Genomic DNA, 21,906 nt, shown 5'->3' on the forward strand with positions numbered 1-21,906 from the left:
GTGCATCCGATTCACTGGCTATGCTTAAACCCATGAAACGCGCCGGAATCCTTGCCCTGTCCCTGTTCGGTGCCGGGGTTTTGGTGACAGGATGCACTTCTCCCGATGCCATCTGCAACACCGGAAAACCCGATATTGAACAGGCCATGGACCATCTGGTGGACTCGACCCTTGCAGGGGACCAAATCGAGGCGTGCAGTGTGACCACCACGGGCGGGACCGATACCGTCGGCGAACAATTCGACAGGCTGGGCGCAGAGTTCGAGCGGCTCGGCGTTGCCGCCGGCTATAGCGTGGAACCCGTGTCGAATTCGACCATGGGTCACTGGTCCCAACTGACCTTGAGTACCCCGAGCCACCCCGAGGGCGAGCGTTTTGACGTGTTCGAGCGCGGCGGAAACTACACGATCGGATGGCTCGAATTCGAGCAGGAACCGCTGCCCTCGCCGACCACGAGTAACTAATCCCGCGGGCTACGGCTTCCGATCAGACGCCGAATAGCCCGATGATCAAGCCCATCACCATGAACGTCACCAGCTCGTGGAGGCAGTTCAGCGCGGTGAGTCCCACGGGTCGGCCCTCGAAAGCATCATGGGTGATGAAACGCGTCGCTGTGAAGCCGCCCCACAGGATCAGTGCAGTCAACAGGGCGTTGGTGAGGTAGGAACCGCCGTAGAAGTCGAAGGACAGATACGTGGCACCGGCCAGGACCCAGGCGCTGATGAAGCTGACGATGAGAGTCACCACGATCGGGATAACGGCGCCCTTGGCCTCACCCGGGGTTACCTTGGCAGCCTTCATCCAGTAATTCCCGAACACCTTCGGGGTGTACCAGATGCTGCCAACCACCATGGTCGAAAGTGTGGCAAGAACTACGGCAATCCAATTGATTTCGGGAACCATCGTTTGCTCCTCATGTCATCGTGGGGGGCGGAATCCCTCCCCTCGTATGGGACATCAATATCGCCGATACTACGTCCAAAACCGCAGGGTGACTAGGGAACTGGAAAAATCTGACGTCGTCTAGAGGTCGGCGGCCGCGTGGGGCGAATCAAGCCAGCGCAACAGCCTGGCGGCCGCCGGGCGCGCCGCCCATTCCTCTACCCATGCGGATCGGACCACGGCCTTGGAGACTGCTTGGGCGGTGATGCCCAGCTCCGTCGCGACATGTTTTTGCTGGCCGCGAGCCCCCGGGGTCAGCAAATCGAGCACCGCCCACTCGGCACTGCTGCGGGTGCTGACAATCTGTCCGAGCAGTCGCAGCACCGCCTCGGCTTCGGCGGCGACGGAAGCCTCGGGGCCAACGACACTCAGCGGTACCCGTTCCCCGGTGTGTCCGGAACGCTCGACGGCAGTGTGGGCGTAGCCCAGCGCTGTGCCCTGGAGGTATTGCGCCTCGCGGGGCACCGGTTCGTACAGGCTGCCGACGCCAAGGCCGACCAGCCATTGGTTGCTGCGCAGCGCGCGAAGAGCCGCCTCGACGGCGTCTTCGGCGCGTTCGGGGACGCCGACGAGCAGGGACGGCCCGGAGCGCTGGAACGGGGCCAATGTGGCAATTCCGGCCAGGGTGCGGAGCATTTCATCGGTGAGATCGCCGTCGGAACGCCGGTCACGTTGTCTGAGGGTTACGAGGTACACAGTCCCAATTATGCAGCGAAACGCCGACTCCGTCTGGATAAACGCCGGTGAGAGTGCCCTGGCCAGGTGACCGCCGGGTGGCCTGGGTGCCTAGGGTGTGGCCGCGGGGGCTTGGGCGGTGGTCCTTGCGGGCAGCAGCTCGATGATGCAAAAGCGCAGGAAAAATTGGGTAACCGGGCCGATGGCGAGCGCGTACAGGATGGTGCCGAAACCGACGATCCCGCCCAGGAACCAGCCGATGACCAGCACAGTAACCTCGACGCCGGTGCGCGCCAACCGCAGGCTGACTCCGGTGCGCGCATGCAGCCCGGTCATCAATCCGTCACGCGGGCCAGGGCCAAGCTGGCTGCCGATGTACATCCCTCCGCCGAGTCCGTTCACCAGCAGTGACCCGGCAAAGAGGGCCAGCTGTGCGGGCAGGCCGTGGACTTCGGGAAGGAGCGCCAGCCCAATGTCTGCCGAAACGCCGATCCAGACGACGTTGGCAATGGTGCCCAGGCCAGGCATCTGCCGCAAGGGGATCCACAGCAACAGCACCAGGAATCCGAAGACGATCACCACGGTCCCCAGGCTGAGTCCGGTGTGCAGGGTGACGCCGTAGTGGAGCACGTCCCATGGGGCCAGGCCGAGCCCCGACCGGACGAACCCGGCCATGGCCGCGCCAAAGAGTGTCAAGCCCACGAAAAGCTGAACCATGCGCAACGGGAGCCGTCCCGCGCGCAATTGTTCGATGGGGGTCAGCTGGGCGAGTTCACGTGGTGCGGCCTTGGTCATGCCATCAGCATCTCCCACAATCCGTGCCCGAAAAAATCCTTCGTCATGGTGTGGGCCGTGGCCCCGGGAACCGGGGGGTGCCGGATGTCCGTCCCTAGAAGAGAGCGGCCTGGTTCTGCGGCCAGTAGGTGTTGCGACGCGGTAGCTGTTCGGGGTCGAGGTGCTTGGGCAATACGACGTGCGGGATGCCGTTGTGGATGACTAGTTCGAGCAGTCCGTTGTCGGCCATGTGGTGGTGGCTTGTGCAGCCGGGGGTGAATTTGTGGACGCTGGTGTGCCCGCCTTGGGCAAAACCGTCGATGTGGCACATTTCCAGGTGTTCGGGCGGGACGGTGCAGCCGGGGTAGAAGCATCCGCCGTCGCGGGCCAGCACGGCCCGTCTGACGTGGTCCGGGGCGAAGCGCATTTCCTGGCCGACGTCGAGGATTTCTCCTTGGCCGCCCAGGACCAGTGGAATCGTTCCGTCGGTGGCGAGGCGTCTTCGGATTTCGCTGATCGGGATTTCGAGTCCGTGGGCGCTCCAGCCGTTGCCCGTGGCTAGCCCGAGGAGGGTGTCGAGGCGGCAGTGGATGATCAGTTGGGCGGTGGGCAGCCCGGTGGCTCCCTTGCCCGGAGGTTTGGTTGGTGCGCGCATGAGGTTCAGCACGGTTTGCAGGTGGCGTTGGGGAGGGGTTAGCCCGTCCTGGCCGGGAAAGAGGCTATTGGGGGAGTCTGCGAGGTTCGGATCGAAACCCGGCGGCGATCCGGAGCCGGTTGCCGGGCCGTCGAGGGTTTCGACGGCGACTCCCTCGGGACGGGTGAACCAGTCAGGGCCATCAGTGGCTCCGGAGGTGCCTTCCGCGGTGCCCTTGTCAGCGGAATCAGGGGTAGCAGATGCACCGCCTGCAGCGGCGGCGGGGTTCATTCCGGTGGCTGCGGCCGCCAGGGCGTCACGGTTGCCGGCCAGCGTGCGGGGATTGTCGGAGGCCGCGAAATGGGAAAGGAAGACTTCGGCGTCGGTGTTGAGCAGGCACAGGGACATATACGTGAAGTGGCGGGTGCGTTTGGTGATGAAGATGCCGGTTTTCGCCTGGATTTCCTGCGGGGTGGGCAGCTGGTCGGCGGAGGTGGCGTTCTCGAGTTCATCGGACAGGGCAGTGAAGAGACGCCGGGTGTCCTGGGGGATGCCGGCGGCCACGGAGCCGGCGACCCTTTCCTCGATCCTCTCGGCGAGCCGGTGCGGCGCGGGTTGGGCGGCGATGGCCGGTGCAAGGGCATCGAGATTGCGTGCTGCGGCGGCCGTGGCGCCCAGGCACGCGGTTCCGGCGTGGAGCTGTTCGGCGAGCTTCGGGTAGCGCGGTGCGCACTGGTTGCCGTGGACATCGGCGTGCGGGAGCAGGGCGTTTGCGGCGTGGAGCCGGTTCCGGGCGGCGAAGCGGGGCAGGTGCAGTGAATGCTGCAGGAAATCGCAGGTGTCCTTGAACGGCATGATCCCGGTTGGGACGGTGGCCGGGTCCGGGGGCAGGGCCCGCTCCCCGCGGATGAACGCTGCGGGATCCGCCGCGGTGGCACGCGCCCATTCAAGGTTTTCAGCGGGCAGGTCTTGTACGAGGGTGCGTTGGGCGGTATGTGCAGCCCGGATCTGCGCGATTTCGGCCTGGCGGTGGGTGCGCTCGACGTCGTGGGCAAAAAGGGCGGCCTCGGTGGGGGAGGAGATCTCCGTGGCCAGTTCGGCGGCAAGTTCCGCGAGTCGCAGGGACAGCGCGGAAAACAGGCGCAGCTTCCGGGCCGGCGACACTCGGTGTCCCGGATCGCCACCATCGCCGGTGAGGGCCTCAATGAGCCGCCGCGTGTCCATGTTCTCCAGTGTGCGACGCCGGGGCCGTGGCGGGGCAAGGGTGCGCGGGGATGTGGACAACCGCACAGGCACCGCAGGAAACAACGCGGGGCCGGGTCCGGAGATCGCGCCGGTGGCGCAGCCTTCGGACCCGGCCCCGCGGGTGTGGTGTGGTGGAGCGGTTAGGCCTGGGCCTTGTAACGCTCGATCGAGCGTTCCAGCTCGGCTTCGGCCTCGGCACGACCCATCCAGCCCTCGGCCTTGACCCACTTGCCCGGCTCCAGGTCCTTGTAGCGCAGGAAGAAGTGCTCGATTTCCTTGACGAGCCACCCGTCGAGGTCCTCGAATTCCTGGATGTGGTCAAAGCGCTTGTCCGCCGGAACACACACGAGCTTGGCGTCTCCGCCGCCGTCGTCGGTCATGTTGAACACGGCGATCGGGCGGGACTCCACCACGACGCCCGGGAAAAGGTCGACGCCCGGGATGAAGACCAGTGCGTCCAACGGATCGCCGTCTTCGCCCAGCGTGTCATCGAAGAAGCCGTAGTGCGTCGGGTACTGCATGGACGTGAACAACACGCGGTCCAGGCGCAGGCGGTGGGTCTCGTGGTCGATCTCGTACTTCACGCGCGATCCGGCGGGGATCTCGATGGTGACGTCGTGGCTCATAAAAAGTCTCCTCGACTCTCGTGACCAGCGGCATGTGCGGACGCGGGCGCGTCCGATTGCCGTCTAGTCTTAGGTAGCTGCGCTTAAGGGTATATGGCGCACGCAGACTACGACGATTTCGGGGATGTTGAATGAAGCATGCGAGCCAAATCCAGCGTCTGGGCATCACCTCGATCGTTGCCGGCGTGCTGCTGGGGCTGCTGGCGTTCTTCCTCATCCCGGTCATGGCCTCGGGTGCCGCGTCGAAGCCGTCGGCCGCACAGCCGGTGGCCCCGGACCTAGCCGCCGTCGGCGCCCTGGCTCTGCCGCCGCTTGATCCCGAGGCACCTGCACCCGTTGCCGGAGCGCTTGCCGCGACACTGGATCCGATCCTGTCTTCTTCCCCGGCCGACGTCTCGGTCAGCGCCGGCGTCCTCGACGTGGCAAGCGGCGAGGAACTGTATTCGCTTTCCGGCAACCAGCCGGGCATCCCGGCCTCGAGCCTGAAGGTGTTCACGGCCATCGCCGCCACCCACGTCTTCGGCGAGGGCCATCGTTTCACCACCAAGGCCGTGCTCAAGGACCCGGACACCGTCGTGCTGGTGGGCGGGGGAGACGTGCTGCTGGGATCCGGCACTGGCTCGGCGTCCATCAGCGGCAGGGCAGGTCTCGAAACCCTCGCAAAGCGGGCCGCGACCTCGCTGCGCCAGGCCCACGCGGCCGGGGAAACCGGGGATGCCTTGTCCGTCGAGCTCGACGACTCGCTCTTTGCCGGCCCCGCGCTGAACCCCGACTGGGACGCATCGCTGGTCAGCACCAACAACATCGCGCCGCTTTCCCCCGTCGCCATGTACGCGGCGCGCGCCAATGCCAATCCGAAGGCGGAACGGGTGGGCGACCCGGGCATGGATGCGGCGAGGACCTTTGCCAAGGCATTGCGCGCGGCAATGGGCGCGGCGGACGGAGGCCCGCAGGTCGCCACCGAGGTCACGCGCGCCGACCCCGGAGTCCAGGGCACCGAGCTGGCCGCCGTCAGCTCCGCCACGCTGGGTGAACAAACCAGGTTCATGCTGGAGGTCTCGGACAACTACGTGGCCGAGGCGCTCGGCCGCCTCGTCGCGGTGGAGCTGGGGCAGACCGGCGACTATGCGCACGGCGCCGCCGCGGTGACGCAGGTGATCGCGGACCTGGGCATCGACACCACGGGGATTGAGCTGAGGGACACCTCCGGGCTGGCCAACACCAACCGCGTCGCACCCCTGGCCCTGGCCCGGGCACTGGCGTTTGCGGCCACCTCCGAACATGCGTCGCTGCGCAACCTCAGCTATGGCCTGCCGGTTGCAGGCGCCACCGGGACCCTGTCCACCCGGCTGGGTGCCGCGCAGACGCGCGGGCTGGTGCGCGCCAAGACCGGGTCGCTCATGGAGGTCTCCAGCCTCAGCGGGCTCACCGTGACCCGGGACGGCCGCTTGCTGGCCTTCTCGTTCTTCGTGAACACCAGCGACCGTTCCATCGGGCCGAACCGGGCAACGCTTGATGCCGCGGCCGCGGCGCTCACCGGCTGCGGATGCCGCTAGTCCCGCCGGCCGGGCCGCCGGGCGGGCACAAGTTTTTTGGCCCAGCGCGCAATCACGCCGTGCGGGACAAAAGCGTGATGGGATGGAAGGCATGGACACCACCGAATTCCGGCTGATCAATTGGGACCTCGCCGCCGGCACAGCGGCCAAGCTGGTCGCCGCGGGCCCGAGCCTCACCGGCACCGAGATTGCGGCAGTGGTCGCCGACCTGCGAGCCAAGGCCGACGAATCGGTCGAACACGTGCACCGCATCACCGGGCTGGAGGCGGCTGCGGACCTGCGCGACTCGCAGGTGCTCATCGTCGATCGGCCCGGCTGGGCCAAGGCGAACACCCAAAGTTTCGAGGCGATGCTGGGACCCGCCATGGAACACCTGGCCGCCACCCGCGGCGAAAAGATCAGCGAAGCCGCACAGGTGCTTTCCTCCACGGCCACCGGCGTGGAAATGGGCGCCATCCTGGCCTTCATGTCCTCCAAGGTGCTGGGCCAGTACGACCCCTTCGCGGGCCTGCTGCGCGCGGACCTGCCCTCCGGCGGCCGGCTGATGCTCGTGGCGCCGAACATCGTGGCCATCGAGCGGGAACTGAAGGTCGACACCGACGACTTCCGGCTCTGGGTCACCCTGCACGAGCAGACCCACCGAGTGCAGTTCGCCGCAGCCCCCTGGCTGCGCGAGCACCTGCAGTCAAAGATCGCGGAGCTGTTGGCCTCGCTGCTGGCAGAACCCGAGGCCCTGGGCGAGCGGCTGCGTGCCGCCGCGTCCGAGGTCATCCGCGGCAAGAAGGACCTGGAAGCAGCGGACGCCGGCCGACCCTCAAGCGGGGACACCGGGCTGCTGGCGGGCCTGCGCACCGGCGAGCAGAAGGCGATCCTCTCGCACATCACCGCGGTGATGTCGCTGCTGGAGGGACACGCCAACGTGGTGATGGACGCAGTGGACTCCTCGATCGTGCCCTCGGTGCGCACCATCCGCCAGCGTTTCGGCGCCCGCGGCAAGGACCGCGGCATGGTGGAGAAGTGGCTGCGCAAGCTGCTGGGCCTGGATGCGAAGATGCGCCAATATGCCGACGGGCAGCGCTTCGTCTCCCGTGCCGTGAAGCTCATGGGCATGGAGGGCTTCAACCGGGTCTGGGAGGGTCCGGAGAACCTGCCCACCGAACACGAACTGCACCACCCCGCCGCGTGGGTGGCCCGCATGGGCGGATCACCTGCCGGGGACCAGACCCCGGCAGGCAACTAGCGGCAAGCCCCACGGGAAGGACGACGATGGGCGGAAAGCTGCCGCGCGTGCTGGCCGATGCCCGCAACGCGATCCGGGCCATGGTGCCGCCAGGCGGCAAGGTGCTGGTGGCCTGCAGCGGCGGGGCCGATTCGCTGGCGCTTGCTGCCGCGGCGGCCTTCCTGCACCGGGCGCGGGAGATCGACGCGGGGGCGGTCGTCGTCGACCACCGGATGCAGCCCGGCAGCGCCGAGGTGGCACAACGGGCAGCAGCCCAATGCCGGGCCCTGGGCCTGGGCGAGGTGCTGGTCCTCCCGGTGGAGGTGGACGGCGGCAGTGAACAGGCGGCGCGCACCGCGCGCTATGCCGCCTTTGCCCGGGCGCTGGAGGACAGCGGCGCAGGCCACGTGCTGCTCGGCCACACCCTCGACGACCAGGCCGAACAGGTGCTGCTCGGCCTGGCGCGCGGCTCCGGGACGCTCTCGCTGGCGGGGATGCCGGCGGCCCGCGGGCAGTACCTGCGCCCGCTGCTGGGCCTGGCACGGGCGGATGTCGAGGCGATCTGCCGGCACGAGGGGCTCGATTACTGGAGCGACCCGACCAACACCGACCCGCGCTACCTGCGCAACCGGGTGCGCCACGAGCTGATGCCGGTGCTGCGCTCGGTGCTGGGGGACCAGGTGCCCGCCGCGCTGGCACGCACCGCGGCCCTGGCGCGCGCCGACGCCGAATACCTCGACGGGCTGGCCGCCAGCGCGCTGCACGACGCCATCCTCGCCCCGGAACCGGCGCTCGCCGACGGGGCCTCGGTGGCCGCCTCCGCGGTGTCCTCCATCGACCTGGCCCGGCTGCGGGCCATGCCCGAGCCCCTGCGCTCCCGCGCCTTGCGCCTGTCCGTGGTGCGGCTGGGCGCACCGGCACCTGACTTCGAACGGCTGCGGGCATTGAACGCGCTGGTCCTCGGGTCGAAATCCGCCGGCCCCATCCAACTGGAGGGCCCGGTGGAGGCCACCCGGATCGCCGGAACCAGGCTTCCCGCCGGCACCGCGCCCTTCCTGCGGCTGGACGCCAGCGGCCTGCGGCCCGGCGACGGATGAGAATTGCCTCACAATCCCGGGCCGCCAGCCCCAAGGCCGCGGCAACACCGGGGTGCCGCGCTCCCCACCGCAAGCCAGACTGTGGCACTCTAGTTCGTGGGTGGAAAACCCCCTTCGACCGGTATATCGCCGACCCCAGAACCAGGAGCCCTCGTGGATTCGAAAGATGTCAGCGCCGATTTGGCGCATGTCCTCTACACCAAGGAAGAAATCCAGGCCAAGATCAATGAGCTTGCCGCCCGGATCGACGCCGACTACGAAGGCCGGGACATCCTGGTTGTCGGCGTCCTCAAGGGCGCCGTGATGGTCATGGCCGACCTGGTCCGCGCGCTGCACAGCCACGTGACCATGGACTGGATGGCGGTCTCGTCCTACGGTTCGGGTACCCAGTCCTCGGGCGTCGTGCGGATCCTCAAGGACCTCGACACCGACCTGCTGGGCAAGGACGTGCTGATCGTCGAGGACATCATCGACTCCGGCCTGACGCTGTCCTGGCTGCTGGCCAACCTGCACTCCCGCGGCCCGGCCTCGGTCGAGATCTGCACCCTGCTGCGCAAGCCGGAGGCCGCAAAGGTGGAGATCGACGTGAAGTACGTCGGCATGGAGATCCCCAACGAATTCGTTGTCGGCTACGGCCTGGACTTCGACGAGAAGTACCGCAACTTGGACTTTATCGGCACCCTGGCACCTCACGTCTACCAGTAGCCGGCGGCACCAGCCCGCTCCAGCATCCCTTGTGCGGTGTGCCATGGCCGTTTCCGGTTCCCGGGGGCGGCCATCGGTGTTCTTACGCCCAAAGGGGAACTTATCGCCTTGCCCATCCGTGGGTATCACATAGGGCGTTTACTTAATGAGCGTGTAGCAAGATTACCGGCGTCGCCCAGGCGCCCGGGCCGCCAGTGCCCGAAAGCAGGAGGGATGGGGCGGGACCCCCAATCAATGAACGCGAAAAAGATCTTCAACAGCTGGATCGTATGGGTGCTGCTTGGCGCCGCGGTGCTGCTGATTTTCCTGCCGACGCTTCTGGGCGGCAACTCCGGGCGCATCGACACCTCCGTTGGCATGCAATTGCTCAAGGACGACAAGGTCACCGAGGCGAAGATCTTCGACGGCGAGCAGCGCGTGGACCTGACGCTGAAGGAACCGCTGAACCTCGACGGCGAGGACAAGGGCAAGAACGTCTCGTTCTTCTACTCACAGCCGCGCGGCACCCAGGTGGTGACGGCGGTCAACGAGGCCAACCTCTCCGGCTACACCGACCAGCCGGTGCAGAGCAACTGGTTCACCTCCATGCTCGGCTTCATGATCCCGATGATCCTGATCGTGGGCCTGTTCTGGTTCATCCTTTCCCGCTCCCAGGGCGGCGGATCCAAGGTCATGCAGTTCGGCAAGTCCAAGGCGAAGCTGATCACCAAGGACATGCCGCAGGTGACCTTCGTCGACGTTGCAGGTGCCGAAGAGGCCGTGGAGGAACTCCACGAAATCAAGGAGTTCCTGCGCGAACCGGGCAAGTTCCAGGCCGTCGGGGCCAAGATCCCCAAGGGAGTGCTGCTGTACGGCCCTCCGGGCACCGGCAAGACGCTGCTGGCCAAGGCCGTCGCCGGCGAGGCAGGCGTCCCCTTCTACTCGATTTCCGGCTCGGACTTCGTGGAAATGTTCGTCGGGGTCGGCGCCTCGCGCGTCCGCGACCTCTTCGAGCAGGCCAAGACCAACTCCCCCGCCATCATCTTCGTCGATGAGATCGACGCCGTGGGTCGCCACCGCGGCGCCGGCATCGGAGGGGGCAACGACGAGCGCGAGCAGACGCTCAACCAGCTGCTGGTTGAGATGGACGGCTTCGACGCGACCACCAACGTCATCCTGATCGCCGCGACCAACCGCGCCGACGTCCTTGACCCGGCGCTGCTGCGCCCGGGCCGCTTCGACCGCCAAATCCCCGTCGAGGCCCCCGACATGATCGGCCGCGAGCAGATCCTCAAGGTCCACGCCCAGGGCAAGCCGATGGCCACCAACGTCGACCTCAAGGCCGTTGCCAAGAAGACCCCCGGCTACACCGGCGCCGACCTGGCCAACGTGCTCAACGAGGCAGCCCTGCTCACCGCGCGCTCCAACGCCCAGCTGATCGACGACCGCGCCCTGGACGAGGCCATCGACCGCGTCATGGCCGGCCCGCAGAAGCGCAGCCGCCTCATGAAGGAACACGAGCGCAAGATCACCGCGTACCACGAGGGCGGACACGCGCTGGTGGCAGCCGCCATGCGCCAGACCGCACCGGTCACCAAGGTGACCATCCTGCCGCGCGGACGCGCCCTGGGCTACACCATGGTGGTGCCCGACGACGACAAGTACTCGGTGACCCGCAACGAGCTGCTGGACCAGATGGCCTACGCCATGGGCGGGCGCGTGGCCGAGGAAATCGTCTTCCACGACCCCTCCACCGGCGCCTCCAACGACATCGAGAAGGCCACCGCCACCGCACGCAAGATGGTCACCGACTACGGCATGAGTGAGCGCGTGGGAGCCGTGAAGCTGGGCTCTTCCTCCGGGGATGCCATGTACGGCCAGGCGGCCAGCCGCGACTACTCCGACGCCATGGCCAACGTGGTCGACGAAGAGGTCCGCGCGCTGATCGACACCGCGCACGACGAGGCCTACGCCGCGCTGACCGAGAACCGCCACGTGCTTGACCGCCTGGCCCTGGCACTGCTCGAGCATGAGACGCTGAACCAGAAGGAGATCGAGGAAATCTTCCACGACCTCACCAAGCGTCCCGAGCGCGACGTCTGGCTGAGCAAGGACAGCCGCCCCGTCCACGCGGCCGGTCCTGTCCTCTCCGCGAAGGAAATCGCCGCCGATGCGGCAGCTGCAACGTCAGGCGACGTCACCGGCGAGTAACCCATCGCACACACACGCTAGGATCTGAGGGTGAACGAGATCGATCAGCTTGAAGACGACAACGTCCAGCGCGCCGGCGGCGTGGACCTGGTCCGCATTGAAAACGCCGTGCGCGAGATCCTGCATGCCATTGGCGAGGACCCCCAGCGCGACGGCCTGTTGGAGACGCCCAAGCGCGTGGCCAAGGCCTATGCGGAGTTCTTTGCCGGGCTCCACGAGGACCCGGCGGACCTCCTGGCCACGACCTTCGACATCGAACACGATGAGTTGGTCCTGGTCAAGGACATCCCGTTCTACTCGACCTGCGAACACCACCTGGTGCCGTTCCACGGCAGCGCCCACGTCGGCTACATCCCCGGCCCGGAGGGCAAGGTCACTGGCCTGAGCAAGCTGGCCCGGCTGGTGGAGGTCTACGCCCGCCGCCCGCAGGTCCAGGAACGACTGACCACGCAGATCGTTGACGCACTTGTCGCCCACCTGAACCCGCGCGGCGCCATGGTCGTCGTCGAATGCGAACACATGTGCATGTCCATGCGGGGCGTCCGCAAACCGGGCGCCAAGACCGTCACCAGCGCCGTGCGTGGCCAGCTACGCGAACCGGCCACCCGCGCAGAGGCCATGAGCCTCATCCTCGGAAAGTAGGTAACACCCCCATGTCACTTGGAGCAATCCCCGGAACCGGTCCGGCCACCAGCCCGCTGCCGGTCATCAAGAAGATCACGGCCCGCACCCTGGCCGACCTGCCCGCCGACCGCACCCTGGTCATGGGCATCCTGAACATCACCGAGGATTCCTTCTCGGACGGCGGGAAGTACAAGAGCGCCGACGACGCCATTTCCCACGGCCTGCGCATGTACTACGGCGGGGCGGACATCATCGACGTCGGAGGCGAATCCACCCGCCCCGGCGCCGAGCCCGTGGACCCCGACGAGGAACAGCAGCGCATCCTGCCGGTCATCACGGCACTGGCCAAGGCCGGGGCGATCATCTCGGTCGACACCATGCACACCTCCACTGCCCGCGCCGCCCTGGCTGCCGGCGCGCACATCATCAACGACGTCTCCGGGCTGACCCACGAGCCGGACATGCCGGCTCTCATGGCCGAGACCGGAGCCCCCTACGTGCTGATGCACCGCCGCGGGGACGCCGCCACCATGGTCACCGAGGCGAACTACACCGACGTGGTCTCCGAGGTCATCGAGGAGATGCTCGCGCTGCGCGAGCGCTTTGTTGCCGCCGGCGTCAAGCCCGAGGCATTGATCCTGGATCCGGGGCTGGGCTTCGCCAAGGACCACGAGCACAACTGGGAACTGCTCAACGCCCTTGACCGCTTCACCGCGCTGGGTCACCGCGTCCTGGTGGGCACCAGCCGCAAGCGCTTCCTGGGCGCCCTGCTGACCGTCGACGGCAAGCCCGCCGCACCGACCGAACGCGACGCAGCGACCGCCGCCACCAGCGCGCTTGCTGCCGCCAACGGCGCCTGGGGCGTGCGTGTGCACGACGTTCCCTCGTCCCTCGACGCCATCAAGGTCGCCCACGCCTGGTCCGCGGCCCGCGTCCCGGCACTCTAGGAAGCCCGGCCGGGGGAACACCATGCGCAGCGACACCATCACCCTGAGCGGCATCACCGCCATCGGGCACCACGGCGTCTTTGAGCACGAGAAGCGCGACGGCCAGCCCTTCACGCTCGACGTCGTGCTGCACACCGATATCCGGAAGGCGGCGGCCAGCGACAACGTCGCCGACACCGCGCACTATGGCGAACTCGGCGAGCTCGTGGTCGCCCAGATCCAGGACGGACCCTGGGACCTGATCGAGACGCTGGCGGAAAAGACCGCCGCGGCGATCCTCGGTTCCTTCCCCACCGTCTCGGGGGTCGAGGTCATCGTGCACAAGCCCAAGGCCCCGATCACCGTGACCTTTTCCGACGTCACGATCCACATTTACCGCGAACGGGAGTGAACCGAATGGTTTCCTGCATCCTTGCCCTGGGTTCCAACCTGGGCGAACGTGCCGGAACGCTCCAGGCCGCGGTTGCCGAACTGGCCGCCACACCGGGAATCGAGGTGGTGTGCGTCTCCGACACCGCGGTGACCAAGCCCGTGGGAGGGCCCGCAGGCCAACCCGACTTCCTGAACCTGGTGCTGCGCATCAACACCGACCTGGCCCCGCTGGGGCTCCTGGCAGCCTGCCAGGCCATCGAGCAGGCACACCACCGCACCCGCGAGGTGCGCTGGGGCCCGCGCACCCTCGACATCGACGTGATCACCTACGGCGGGCAAACCAGCGACGACCCGGTGCTGACGCTGCCGCACCCGCGGGCCGCGACGCGCGGCTTCGTGCTGCTTCCCTGGTCCTGGATGGAACCCGACGCCACGCTGGACGGGACGCCGGTGGCCGAGCTGGCCGCCGCCGCGGCGGACACCCCGGGCATCAAACGTGCCGAAGCGGAGGCCTAGGCCGATGAACTCGCTGCGGCCCCTGTGGGTCTTCACGGTGCTGGTGATCGGCGTCGTCGCCGGCTACGCCTTGCAGATCCTTGCCACCACCCGCGGCTACCCGGTGCCGGTGCTGCACTGGACCTCGCTGGTGTCCATGGGCGCTGCCTGCCTGATCACCCTGGTGATGGGCATCCGCATCAAGCTCTACACCTCCGGGCGGACCAAGAAGCGGGTGGACCCGATTGCCGCGGCCAGGACCCTGGTGCTGGCCCAGGCCAGCGTGTATGCCGGGTCCATCATCGCCGGATGGCACGGCGGGATCCTGTTGGGGCTTCTCACCGCGGCAGGATTGGGCAGCGAGGCGGTGAAATCATCCTTGGTGATGATCGGCGGTGCGCTGGTGATGGTTATCGTGGGATGGGTTGTGGAACAGTTCTGCAAGCTGCCCCCGGAAGATCCTTCGGACCCGGCGGCCAAGACCGAGGGCGAGGACGAGGAAGGCTATGCAGCAGGAACCAATTGATCCGGCCGGGATCCACTGGACCCGGGTGTCCCCGAGCTACGCAAAGGTCCGCATGGTGGGCTGGGGCATTGGCGCGCTGGTGACGCTGGCGGTGCTGTGCATGCCGCTGGTGCTGAACCGGTTCGGGGTGTGGACCGGCTTCCCGCTCTGGCTGGCCATTGCCATCCCCGCGGTGGCGGTGGCCATCGACATCATTCGCCTGGTGCTGATTCCGCGCCAGGTTGCAGCGATCGGCTATGCAGAGCGCGAGGACGACCTGCTGGTGCGCCAGGGGTTGATGTTCCAAAAGGTGCTGGTGGTTCCCTACGGCCGGATGCAATTCGTCGACGTGGCCGTCGGACCCATCGACAGGATGCTGGGGCTGTGCAAGGTCAAGCTGCACACCGCGGCGGCCGACGCCACCGCCGAGATCCCCGGCCTGCCCCTGGCAGAGGGCACGCGCCTGCGCGAGCAGCTTGCGGCCCGCGGCGAATCGCGTTTGGCCGGGCTGTGAACCCCCCACCCGCACCGGAGCCCGGTGCACCCGAGGTGCCGTGGCACCGGGTCCACCCGGTCTCGCCCTTGGTGCGCGGCTGGCTCGCCGTGGTGGCCATCGCCTTCGTCTACGGGCAAAACACCCTTTCCTCCTTCTTCGGCGAGGAGGAACCAAGCCGCGGACCCGATTTTGTCTCCGGCGCCCCGCTGCTGGTTTCGCTGCTCATCGGCGGCGGCATCCTGCTGCTGATCCTGCTGGGCTTCTTCGGCTCCTGGTGGTTCACCAAGTACCAGATCACCGAGCGCCACGTGAACGTGAATTCCGGCATGGTCTTCCGCCAGCAGCGCCAGGCACGCATCGACCGGGTGCAGTCGATCGACATTGCCCAGCCGCTGGTCGCCCGGATCTTCGGGCTGGCCGAGCTGCGCTTCGACGTCGCAGACTCCGGCTCCGCCGCCATGAACCTGGCCTTCGTGAAGCTCTCCGAGGCCCACGAACTGCGCAACTCCATCCTGGCCCGCGCCGCAGGACTGCAGGCAACCAACGATTCCCCGCCACCGCTTGCACCGGCCGGCGAGCAGGGGCCTGCCGGTGGCCAGTCTCCGGAACCCGGGCAAATGGCGGATGCGCGGTTCCCGCCCGCCGATGCGGCGCCGCGCGGCCCCCGGGCAGCGAGCGAACGCGTGGTCGCCAGCGTCCCGCTGGGCCGGCTGGTCGGTTCCATCCTGTTGCGCCCGTCCACGGTGTTCATGCTGCTGGGCCTTATCGGGCTGGCCATCGCCATGTCCAACATCGAGGGTTTCGCGCCGTTCTACCTGCTCCCGGCGCTGCTGGGCATGGCCGGCGCGCTGTGGAACAACCTCAACACCGGCTACAACTTCAAGGCCGCCACGAGTGCCGACGGATTGCGCGTGGGCTACGGGCTGCTGGACACCCGCCACCAAACGGTGCCCCCGGGGCGGGTGCAGGCCATCAAGGTTTCCGCCCCCTTCTTCTGGCGTCCGATGGGTTGGTACAAGGTCGCGGTCAATGTCGCGGGCATCGGCGGAGGGGCCGCGAACGATGCGGAGCAACGCAGCGTGCTGCTGCCGGTGGGCACCTACGAGGACGTGCTCGCGGTGCTCTCGGTGGTGCTGCCGTCCCCCGGGGTGGAGGCGCCGCGCGAATTCTTTGCCGCCGCCATCAACGGCAGCGGCACAGCGCACGGCTTCGTGGTTTCCCCGCCCCGGATCCGCCCGCTCGCGCTCCTGGCCTACCGCCGGCAGGGCTACGCGCTGACCGACACCGCGTTGGTGGCACGCAACGGCGCGCTGCACCGCACCATCGCCATCGTTCCGCACGCCCGCACCCAAGGGCTTTCCCTGCGCCAGGGCCCCCTGGCCCGGCGGATGGGCGTGGTTGACCTGGCCCTTGCCACGATCCCCGGGCCGGTGGTGCCGGTGGTGCGCCAGCTCGACATCGATGCGGGACGGGACCTGTTCCTTGAACAGGCAGACCGCGCCGCCGCGGCGCGGAAGCAAACGGATTCGAACCACTGGCTGGGAGACGCATGAGAAACACGGGCAAGCCGGGACGGCTGGGAGTGGGCGTCATCGGCGCCGGCAAGGTCGGCGCCGTGCTGGGTGCGGCGCTGCGCGCGGCCGAGCACCAAGTCATCGGGGTCCACGCGGTCTCCGAGTCCTCGCTCGAACGCGCGGAGCTGCTCCTTCCCGACGTCCCGGTGCTGCAGATCCCGGAGATCCTGCGCCGCGCCGAACTGGTCATCCTGGCGGTGCCCGACGACGCGCTGGCGGACCTGGTCTCCGGGCTCGCCGCGGCCGGACATTGGCAGGTGGGCCAGCTGGTGGTGCACACCGCCGGGCGCTACGGCACCGAGGTGCTGGCTCCGGCAATGGCAGCCGGCGCCATTGGGCTGGCCATCCACCCGGCCATGACCTTCACCGGGATGAGCATGGACCTGGAGCGGCTCGGCGATTGTGTCTTCGGGGTCACCGCCTCGAACATGGTTCTTCCCATCGCCCAGGCGCTCGTGGTGGAAATGGGCGGCGAGCCGGTGGTCATCGCCGAGGAAGACCGGGTCAAGTACCACGCGGCCCTGTCACACGCCTCCAACCACCTGGTGACGGTTGCCGGGCAGTCGGCGGGCATCCTGGCGGGCATCGGCGTCGAGCATCCCGAGCGGGTGCTCTCGGCGCTCATGCGTGCCTCGCTGGAAAATGCGCTGGCCTCCGGGGAGGGCGCGCTGACCGGGCCGGTGGCCCGCGGGGATGTGCAGACGGTTGCCGCGCACCGGGCCGCACTGGCCGGGGAGGACATCGGCGAGGACACCCGGGAGGGCTACCTGGCGATGAGCCGGGCGACAGCGCTGCGCGCCCATGCCCGCGGGTTGATCAACCGGGAGACCCTCGACGGGATCCTGGCCGCATTGGGCGAACCGACACACTAGGGCCATCGGCGGAACCCGCGGATAAACTGGGCCGGTGAGCACACCAGCAGATACAGCCGGCCGCACCCCCCGCATCGTCCGCACGGCGGCCGAACTTTCGGCGGCGATTGCCCGGGCCATCGAGTTCAATGCCCCGGAGCAGGGCACCGCAACCTTGGGACTGGTGCCCACGATGGGAGCCCTGCACTCGGGCCACGAGTCCCTGGTTTCCACCGCCCGGGCGCACAACGACGTGCTGGTGGTCAGCATCTTCGTCAACGAGCTGCAATTCAACGATGCGCAGGATTTTGCCAGATATCCGCGCACCCTCGAGGCCGACGTCGAGATCCTGGCCCGCGCCGGTGCCGACATCGTCTTTGCCCCCCAGGCTTCGACGGTCTACCCCGACGGCCGCCCACTGATCAAGATCGATTCGGGGGAACTGGGATCCAAGTTCGAGGGCGCTTCGCGACCGGGCCACTTCGACGGGATGCTCGCCGTGGTGGCCAAGCTGCTCCACTTTGCCATGCCGCCCGCCACGCTTGGGGTACCAGTTTCCTATCGCGCATATTTTGGACAGAAGGACGCGCAGCAGCTGGTGCTCATCAACCGCATGGTGGCCGACCTGAACTACCCGGTCGAAATTTGCTCGGTGCCCATCATCCGCAGCGCCGAGGGACTGGCCCTTTCCAGCCGGAACCAATTCCTCACCGCGGAGCAGGCCAAGGCGGCCCTGGTGATCCACCGGGCATTGAGCTTGGTCAAGGAACGGGCCGAACGGCACGAACCGCTGTATCTGGAGGACGCCGCGGGACTCTTCGAGATGGAACCCCTGGTGGAGCTCGACTACTTCGAACTGGTTGACCCGCGCACCTTGCAGGAGCTGGCCTTCAATTGCCAGGACACCCCGTTCACCGGCGAGGGGTTGCTGCTGGTGGCGGCGAGGGTCGGCGAGGTCCGGCTGATCGACAATATGCCGCTGGGCTACTGAGCCTGCCGGCCCGGGTGGCCTACTTCGTGTCCCATCGGCTGGCAGCCTGCCGCAACAGCGACCGGAAACGTGAAAGGTCCGCGATGATTTCCGCGGCACTTTGCCCCGTAGTCGAAAGCCCCGCAGACTGGCCGGCATAGACCGGAGCAAGGGAAGTGTCTCCCTCGGCGCGGGCGCCGTTGATCGATGTGGTCAGGGAGTCGTCTGCCTTCACCGCGGCACCGAGGGCCTCGAGGTTCTCGGCCCAGGTATCGCTGAAGTCGTTGCGCAAGGCCCGGCCGCCGTATTGAACCGGCCAGTCAATGCGCTGGGCAATGTCAAAGGCGCGGGTGTAGACGGTGTCATCCAGGCCGGCCGCCCCGATGGAATCCTTGATGTTGCGGTGGCTGGTCGATTCCGTCGCGGCTGCGAAACGCGTTCCGATCCATGCGGCCGATGCGCCGGCACCCAGTACTGCGGCGACCCCGGCGGCCGTGGCCAAACCTCCCGCGGCAATGACGGGCTTGCCGGTTCGTTCCAGTGCCAGCTGAAGCAGGGGAAGGGTGGACACCTCATTGCGTCCATGACCGCCTCCCTCATTCCCCCGGCAGATCACCACATCGATGTCGTCTTCCAGTGCGCGGGAAAGCTCTGCTGCATTCCCGACCTGCATGCCCACCAAAGCACCGGACTCATGCGCAAGGGAGGCGGCGGGTCCGGGTTCCCCAAAGCTAATGCAGACGAAGGAAGGGCCGTGATCCAACACCTGTTCCAGCGGTTCAAGGTTCTTCGCCAGGACCCAGGCCATGAGTCCGGCGCCCCACCCCCGACCGGATGACGCGGCAAGTGCTGCCTCGTTGTCGATCCACTCCTTGGTGGCATTGCCACCGATGCCCAGCATGCCAAAGCCTCCGGCGGCAGAAACAGCTGCAGCCAGTGCGCCGCCGGCCGCACCGGCCATCGATGCGTTGAAGATTGGCTCGGTGTAACCGAGTATCTGCTGCAATGGGTTGAGGGATTGCTGAATGGGCGATGCGTTTACGGGAAATTCAGGCATGTTTTCAGTCTATGGCCGACCCCTGACGCTGTAGTGATGCAGGGCTCATTTGACGCTTTTGGCCGAATGGCCGAAAAACGCAGCCGCAGCAGGGTCTGGGCCCCGTATTTCCGGGGGTTTTGGCCTTCCGGTAGTGAGGGTTCCTGCCGTTTGGACATTTGGGCCGGATGCGCGTACAGTTATTTCTCGCACCGAGCACCGCAACGTAGCCCGAAAGGGTGAAGCGCGGAGCCGATTGCAAAGAATTCCAAATGAACTTCGGAAGTCGATTTGACGCTGAGTTTGTTTGGGTCTAGGATAGTAAAGTTGCTCCAGAGCGAAGCGCCGGCAGGAATTGTTAGTCCGGTTGTGGGTGTTGGAAGTGTCTGTTGTTTGAGAACTCAATAGTGTGCCAAGTTTGTTGATACCAATTTATTTATTTTATTGGTGAATGGTTTCAGGGTCCGCACCCCCGTGTGGATGCCTGGGGCAATTTGCCAGGATGTTTTGCTTGGTGCAGCCCGGTCGATTTTTTCCAGTCGGCGTGTTGGTTGTGTCTGTATTTTTTTACGGAGAGTTTGATCCTGGCTCAGGATGAACGCTGGCGGCGTGCTTAACACATGCAAGTCGAACGATGACTTTTGTGCTTGCACAGAATGATTAGTGGCGAACGGGTGAGTAACACGTGAGTAACCTGCCCCTGACTCTGGGATAAGCCTGGGAAACTGGGTCTAATACCGGATATGCACCGTGGACCGCATGGTTTTTGGTGGAAAGATTTTTTGGTCAGGGATGGACTCGCGGCCTATCAGCTTGTTGGTGAGGTAATGGCTCACCAAGGCGACGACGGGTAGCCGGCCTGAGAGGGTGACCGGCCACACTGGGACTGAGACACGGCCCAGACTCCTACGGGAGGCAGCAGTGGGGAATATTGCACAATGGGCGAAAGCCTGATGCAGCGACGCCGCGTGAGGGATGACGGCCTTCGGGTTGTAAACCTCTTTCAGTAGGGAAGAAGCGAAAGTGACGGTACCTGCAGAAGAAGCGCCGGCTAACTACGTGCCAGCAGCCGCGGTAATACGTAGGGCGCAAGCGTTATCCGGAATTATTGGGCGTAAAGAGCTCGTAGGCGGTTTGTCGCGTCTATCGTGAAAGTCCGAGGCTCAACCTCGGATCTGCGGTGGGTACGGGCAGACTAGAGTGATGTAGGGGAGACTGGAATTCCTGGTGTAGCGGTGAAATGCGCAGATATCAGGAGGAACACCGATGGCGAAGGCAGGTCTCTGGGCATTAACTGACGCTGAGGAGCGAAAGCATGGGGAGCGAACAGGATTAGATACCCTGGTAGTCCATGCCGTAAACGTTGGGCACTAGGTGTGGGGGACATTCCACGTTTTCCGCGCCGTAGCTAACGCATTAAGTGCCCCGCCTGGGGAGTACGGCCGCAAGGCTAAAACTCAAAGGAATTGACGGGGGCCCGCACAAGCGGCGGAGCATGCGGATTAATTCGATGCAACGCGAAGAACCTTACCAAGGCTTGACATGTGCCAGACCGCCGTGGAAACACGGTTTCCCCTTTGGGGCTGGTTCACAGGTGGTGCATGGTTGTCGTCAGCTCGTGTCGTGAGATGTTGGGTTAAGTCCCGCAACGAGCGCAACCCTCGTTCCATGTTGCCAGCGCGTAAAGGCGGGGACTCATGGGAGACTGCCGGGGTCAACTCGGAGGAAGGTGGGGACGACGTCAAATCATCATGCCCCTTATGTCTTGGGCTTCACGCATGCTACAATGGCCGGTACAATGGGTTGCGATACTGTGAGGTGGAGCTAATCCCAAAAAGCCGGTCTCAGTTCGGATTGGGGTCTGCAACTCGACCCCATGAAGTCGGAGTCGCTAGTAATCGCAGATCAGCAACGCTGCGGTGAATACGTTCCCGGGCCTTGTACACACCGCCCGTCAAGTCACGAAAGTTGGTAACACCCGAAGCCGGTGGCCTAACCCCTTGTGGGAGGGAGCCGTCGAAGGTGGGACCGGCGATTGGGACTAAGTCGTAACAAGGTAGCCGTACCGGAAGGTGCGGCTGGATCACCTCCTTTCTAAGGAGCAACTAGCACCAGGCAGGGATTCCACAGTGTTTCCCGTGCGGGTGTTCAGTGCTGCTCGCATCCATCACTTGTGTTGATGGGCGAGTGCTCAAGGGTGGAATATCAACAAATCATGGCCGTCCATCGTTGGTGGGTGGTTTTCTAGTACGCTTTCGGGATTCGTTCCGGTGGTTGGAACGGGAGCCGCCGGCGAACGCGGGTGGTCTTTTGGCACACTGTTGGGTCCTGGAATAACAGGCCCCGATCCGGTTTCGGGTTGGGTTCTTGTTT

21 protein-coding genes and 1 rRNA gene are annotated in these 21,906 nt (G+C 66.2%); 16 read left to right on the plus strand and 6 right to left on the minus strand.

Annotated features, from left to right (window positions below; translation table 11 throughout):
* Positions 1-32 precede the first annotated feature (32 nt).
* Positions 33-464 (plus strand): hypothetical protein, encoded by a 432-nt coding sequence (locus ABD687_RS14320; RefSeq protein ID WP_310290144.1) that lies wholly within the window; start codon positions 33-35, stop codon positions 462-464.
* A gap of 22 nt (positions 465-486) precedes the next feature.
* Here ABD687_RS14320 and ABD687_RS14325 read toward each other — a convergent pair whose 3' ends face one another.
* From ABD687_RS14325 to ABD687_RS14345, 5 genes are all read right to left on the minus strand, one after another.
* Positions 487-903 carry a DUF1761 domain-containing protein gene (locus ABD687_RS14325; RefSeq protein WP_264270992.1) on the minus strand — a complete coding sequence of 139 codons (417 nt, stop codon included), beginning with the start codon at positions 901-903 and terminating at the stop codon, positions 487-489.
* A 120-nt stretch (positions 904-1,023) separates the two neighbouring features.
* A complete protein-coding gene (locus ABD687_RS14330; RefSeq protein WP_264270991.1) occupies positions 1,024-1,638 on the minus strand; it encodes a hypothetical protein in 615 nt (204 codons plus the stop codon).
* Between the two features lie 90 nt (positions 1,639-1,728).
* Positions 1,729-2,412 carry a membrane protein YczE gene (gene yczE, locus ABD687_RS14335; RefSeq protein ID WP_310290141.1) on the minus strand — a complete coding sequence of 228 codons (684 nt, stop codon included), beginning with the start codon at positions 2,410-2,412 and terminating at the stop codon, positions 1,729-1,731.
* A 94-nt stretch (positions 2,413-2,506) separates the two neighbouring features.
* Positions 2,507-4,249 carry an HNH endonuclease signature motif containing protein gene (locus tag ABD687_RS14340; protein ID WP_310290139.1) on the minus strand — a complete coding sequence of 581 codons (1,743 nt, stop codon included), beginning with the start codon at positions 4,247-4,249 and terminating at the stop codon, positions 2,507-2,509.
* Between the two features lie 161 nt (positions 4,250-4,410).
* On the minus strand, positions 4,411-4,896 hold the full coding sequence (locus ABD687_RS14345; RefSeq protein ID WP_264270988.1) for an inorganic diphosphatase: 486 nt from the start codon (positions 4,894-4,896) through the stop codon (positions 4,411-4,413).
* A 131-nt stretch (positions 4,897-5,027) separates the two neighbouring features.
* On the opposite strand from ABD687_RS14345, the gene dacB reads away from it, so the two are divergent.
* The 14 genes from dacB to panC all read left to right on the plus strand — a co-directional run bounded on the left by dacB (position 5,028) and on the right by panC (position 18,518).
* Positions 5,028-6,452 (plus strand): D-alanyl-D-alanine carboxypeptidase/D-alanyl-D-alanine endopeptidase, encoded by a 1,425-nt coding sequence (gene dacB, locus ABD687_RS14350; RefSeq protein ID WP_310290136.1) that lies wholly within the window; start codon positions 5,028-5,030, stop codon positions 6,450-6,452.
* A gap of 91 nt (positions 6,453-6,543) precedes the next feature.
* A complete protein-coding gene (locus ABD687_RS14355; protein ID WP_310290134.1) occupies positions 6,544-7,692 on the plus strand; it encodes a zinc-dependent metalloprotease in 1,149 nt (382 codons plus the stop codon).
* 26 nt (positions 7,693-7,718) lie between these two features.
* Positions 7,719-8,768 carry a tRNA lysidine(34) synthetase TilS gene (gene tilS / locus ABD687_RS14360; RefSeq protein WP_310290133.1) on the plus strand — a complete coding sequence of 350 codons (1,050 nt, stop codon included), beginning with the start codon at positions 7,719-7,721 and terminating at the stop codon, positions 8,766-8,768.
* Positions 8,769-8,921: 153 nt separating this feature from the next.
* Complete coding sequence (hpt, locus tag ABD687_RS14365) at positions 8,922-9,473, plus strand: hypoxanthine phosphoribosyltransferase (protein ID WP_264270984.1); 552 nt, start codon at positions 8,922-8,924, stop codon at positions 9,471-9,473.
* Between the two features lie 234 nt (positions 9,474-9,707).
* The gene (gene ftsH, locus ABD687_RS14370; protein ID WP_264270983.1) at positions 9,708-11,663 is read left to right on the plus strand and encodes an ATP-dependent zinc metalloprotease FtsH; all 1,956 of its coding nucleotides are present in this window, start codon (positions 9,708-9,710) and stop codon (positions 11,661-11,663) included.
* A 30-nt stretch (positions 11,664-11,693) separates the two neighbouring features.
* Positions 11,694-12,305 (plus strand): GTP cyclohydrolase I FolE, encoded by a 612-nt coding sequence (gene folE / locus ABD687_RS14375; protein ID WP_372342948.1) that lies wholly within the window; start codon positions 11,694-11,696, stop codon positions 12,303-12,305.
* An 11-nt stretch (positions 12,306-12,316) separates the two neighbouring features.
* Positions 12,317-13,234, plus strand: coding sequence for a dihydropteroate synthase (gene folP / locus ABD687_RS14380; RefSeq protein ID WP_264270982.1), 918 nt, complete (start codon positions 12,317-12,319; stop codon positions 13,232-13,234).
* A 22-nt stretch (positions 13,235-13,256) separates the two neighbouring features.
* Positions 13,257-13,625, plus strand: coding sequence for a dihydroneopterin aldolase (folB, locus tag ABD687_RS14385; RefSeq protein ID WP_264270981.1), 369 nt, complete (start codon positions 13,257-13,259; stop codon positions 13,623-13,625).
* Between the two features lie 5 nt (positions 13,626-13,630).
* The gene (gene folK / locus ABD687_RS14390; protein ID WP_302263279.1) at positions 13,631-14,122 is read left to right on the plus strand and encodes a 2-amino-4-hydroxy-6-hydroxymethyldihydropteridine diphosphokinase; all 492 of its coding nucleotides are present in this window, start codon (positions 13,631-13,633) and stop codon (positions 14,120-14,122) included.
* 4 nt (positions 14,123-14,126) lie between these two features.
* A complete protein-coding gene (locus tag ABD687_RS14395; RefSeq protein WP_302263278.1) occupies positions 14,127-14,627 on the plus strand; it encodes a DUF3180 domain-containing protein in 501 nt (166 codons plus the stop codon).
* Complete coding sequence (locus ABD687_RS14400) at positions 14,608-15,120, plus strand: PH domain-containing protein (RefSeq protein ID WP_302263277.1); 513 nt, start codon at positions 14,608-14,610, stop codon at positions 15,118-15,120. The genes ABD687_RS14395 and ABD687_RS14400 overlap by 20 nt, the downstream gene beginning before the upstream one ends.
* Positions 15,117-16,655, plus strand: coding sequence for a PH domain-containing protein (locus ABD687_RS14405; RefSeq protein ID WP_310290128.1), 1,539 nt, complete (start codon positions 15,117-15,119; stop codon positions 16,653-16,655). The genes ABD687_RS14400 and ABD687_RS14405 overlap by 4 nt, the downstream gene beginning before the upstream one ends.
* A complete protein-coding gene (locus tag ABD687_RS14410; protein WP_302263275.1) occupies positions 16,652-17,548 on the plus strand; it encodes a Rossmann-like and DUF2520 domain-containing protein in 897 nt (298 codons plus the stop codon). Before ABD687_RS14405 ends, ABD687_RS14410 begins: the two co-directional genes overlap by 4 nt.
* A 34-nt stretch (positions 17,549-17,582) precedes the next feature.
* Positions 17,583-18,518 (plus strand): pantoate--beta-alanine ligase, encoded by a 936-nt coding sequence (gene panC, locus ABD687_RS14415; protein ID WP_302263274.1) that lies wholly within the window; start codon positions 17,583-17,585, stop codon positions 18,516-18,518.
* A 19-nt stretch (positions 18,519-18,537) separates the two neighbouring features.
* Here panC and ABD687_RS14420 read toward each other — a convergent pair whose 3' ends face one another.
* Positions 18,538-19,554, minus strand: coding sequence for an NAD(P)H-dependent flavin oxidoreductase (locus tag ABD687_RS14420; protein WP_310290124.1), 1,017 nt, complete (start codon positions 19,552-19,554; stop codon positions 18,538-18,540).
* Between the two features lie 545 nt (positions 19,555-20,099).
* Here ABD687_RS14420 and ABD687_RS14425 point away from each other — a divergent pair.
* Positions 20,100-21,627 (plus strand): 16S ribosomal RNA (locus tag ABD687_RS14425).
* Positions 21,628-21,906 lie beyond the last annotated feature (279 nt).

The sequence above is a fragment of the Paeniglutamicibacter sulfureus genome, assembly GCF_039535115.1.
GTDB classification, from domain to species: Bacteria; Actinomycetota; Actinomycetes; order Actinomycetales; family Micrococcaceae; genus Paeniglutamicibacter; species Paeniglutamicibacter sulfureus.

What these genes read in the sequence shown, in the direction of transcription:
- ABD687_RS14320 (WP_310290144.1), top strand. Translation starts at nt 33, where the DNA reads ATGAAACGCGCCGGAATCCTTGCCCTGTCCCTGTTCGGTGCCGGGGTT.
- ABD687_RS14325 (WP_264270992.1), bottom strand. Translation starts at nt 903, where the DNA reads ATGGTTCCCGAAATCAATTGGATTGCCGTAGTTCTTGCCACACTTTCG.
- yczE (WP_310290141.1), bottom strand. Translation starts at nt 2,412, where the DNA reads ATGACCAAGGCCGCACCACGTGAACTCGCCCAGCTGACCCCCATCGAA.
- ABD687_RS14340 (WP_310290139.1), bottom strand. Translation starts at nt 4,249, where the DNA reads ATGGACACGCGGCGGCTCATTGAGGCCCTCACCGGCGATGGTGGCGAT.
- ABD687_RS14345 (WP_264270988.1), bottom strand. Translation starts at nt 4,896, where the DNA reads ATGAGCCACGACGTCACCATCGAGATCCCCGCCGGATCGCGCGTGAAG.
- dacB (WP_310290136.1), top strand. Translation starts at nt 5,028, where the DNA reads ATGAAGCATGCGAGCCAAATCCAGCGTCTGGGCATCACCTCGATCGTT.
- ABD687_RS14355 (WP_310290134.1), top strand. Translation starts at nt 6,544, where the DNA reads ATGGACACCACCGAATTCCGGCTGATCAATTGGGACCTCGCCGCCGGC.
- tilS (WP_310290133.1), top strand. Translation starts at nt 7,719, where the DNA reads ATGGGCGGAAAGCTGCCGCGCGTGCTGGCCGATGCCCGCAACGCGATC.
- ftsH (WP_264270983.1), top strand. Translation starts at nt 9,708, where the DNA reads ATGAACGCGAAAAAGATCTTCAACAGCTGGATCGTATGGGTGCTGCTT.
- folP (WP_264270982.1), top strand. Translation starts at nt 12,317, where the DNA reads ATGTCACTTGGAGCAATCCCCGGAACCGGTCCGGCCACCAGCCCGCTG.
- folB (WP_264270981.1), top strand. Translation starts at nt 13,257, where the DNA reads ATGCGCAGCGACACCATCACCCTGAGCGGCATCACCGCCATCGGGCAC.
- folK (WP_302263279.1), top strand. Translation starts at nt 13,631, where the DNA reads ATGGTTTCCTGCATCCTTGCCCTGGGTTCCAACCTGGGCGAACGTGCC.
- ABD687_RS14395 (WP_302263278.1), top strand. Translation starts at nt 14,127, where the DNA reads ATGAACTCGCTGCGGCCCCTGTGGGTCTTCACGGTGCTGGTGATCGGC.
- ABD687_RS14400 (WP_302263277.1), top strand. Translation starts at nt 14,608, where the DNA reads ATGCAGCAGGAACCAATTGATCCGGCCGGGATCCACTGGACCCGGGTG.
- ABD687_RS14410 (WP_302263275.1), top strand. Translation starts at nt 16,652, where the DNA reads ATGAGAAACACGGGCAAGCCGGGACGGCTGGGAGTGGGCGTCATCGGC.
- ABD687_RS14420 (WP_310290124.1), bottom strand. Translation starts at nt 19,554, where the DNA reads ATGCCTGAATTTCCCGTAAACGCATCGCCCATTCAGCAATCCCTCAAC.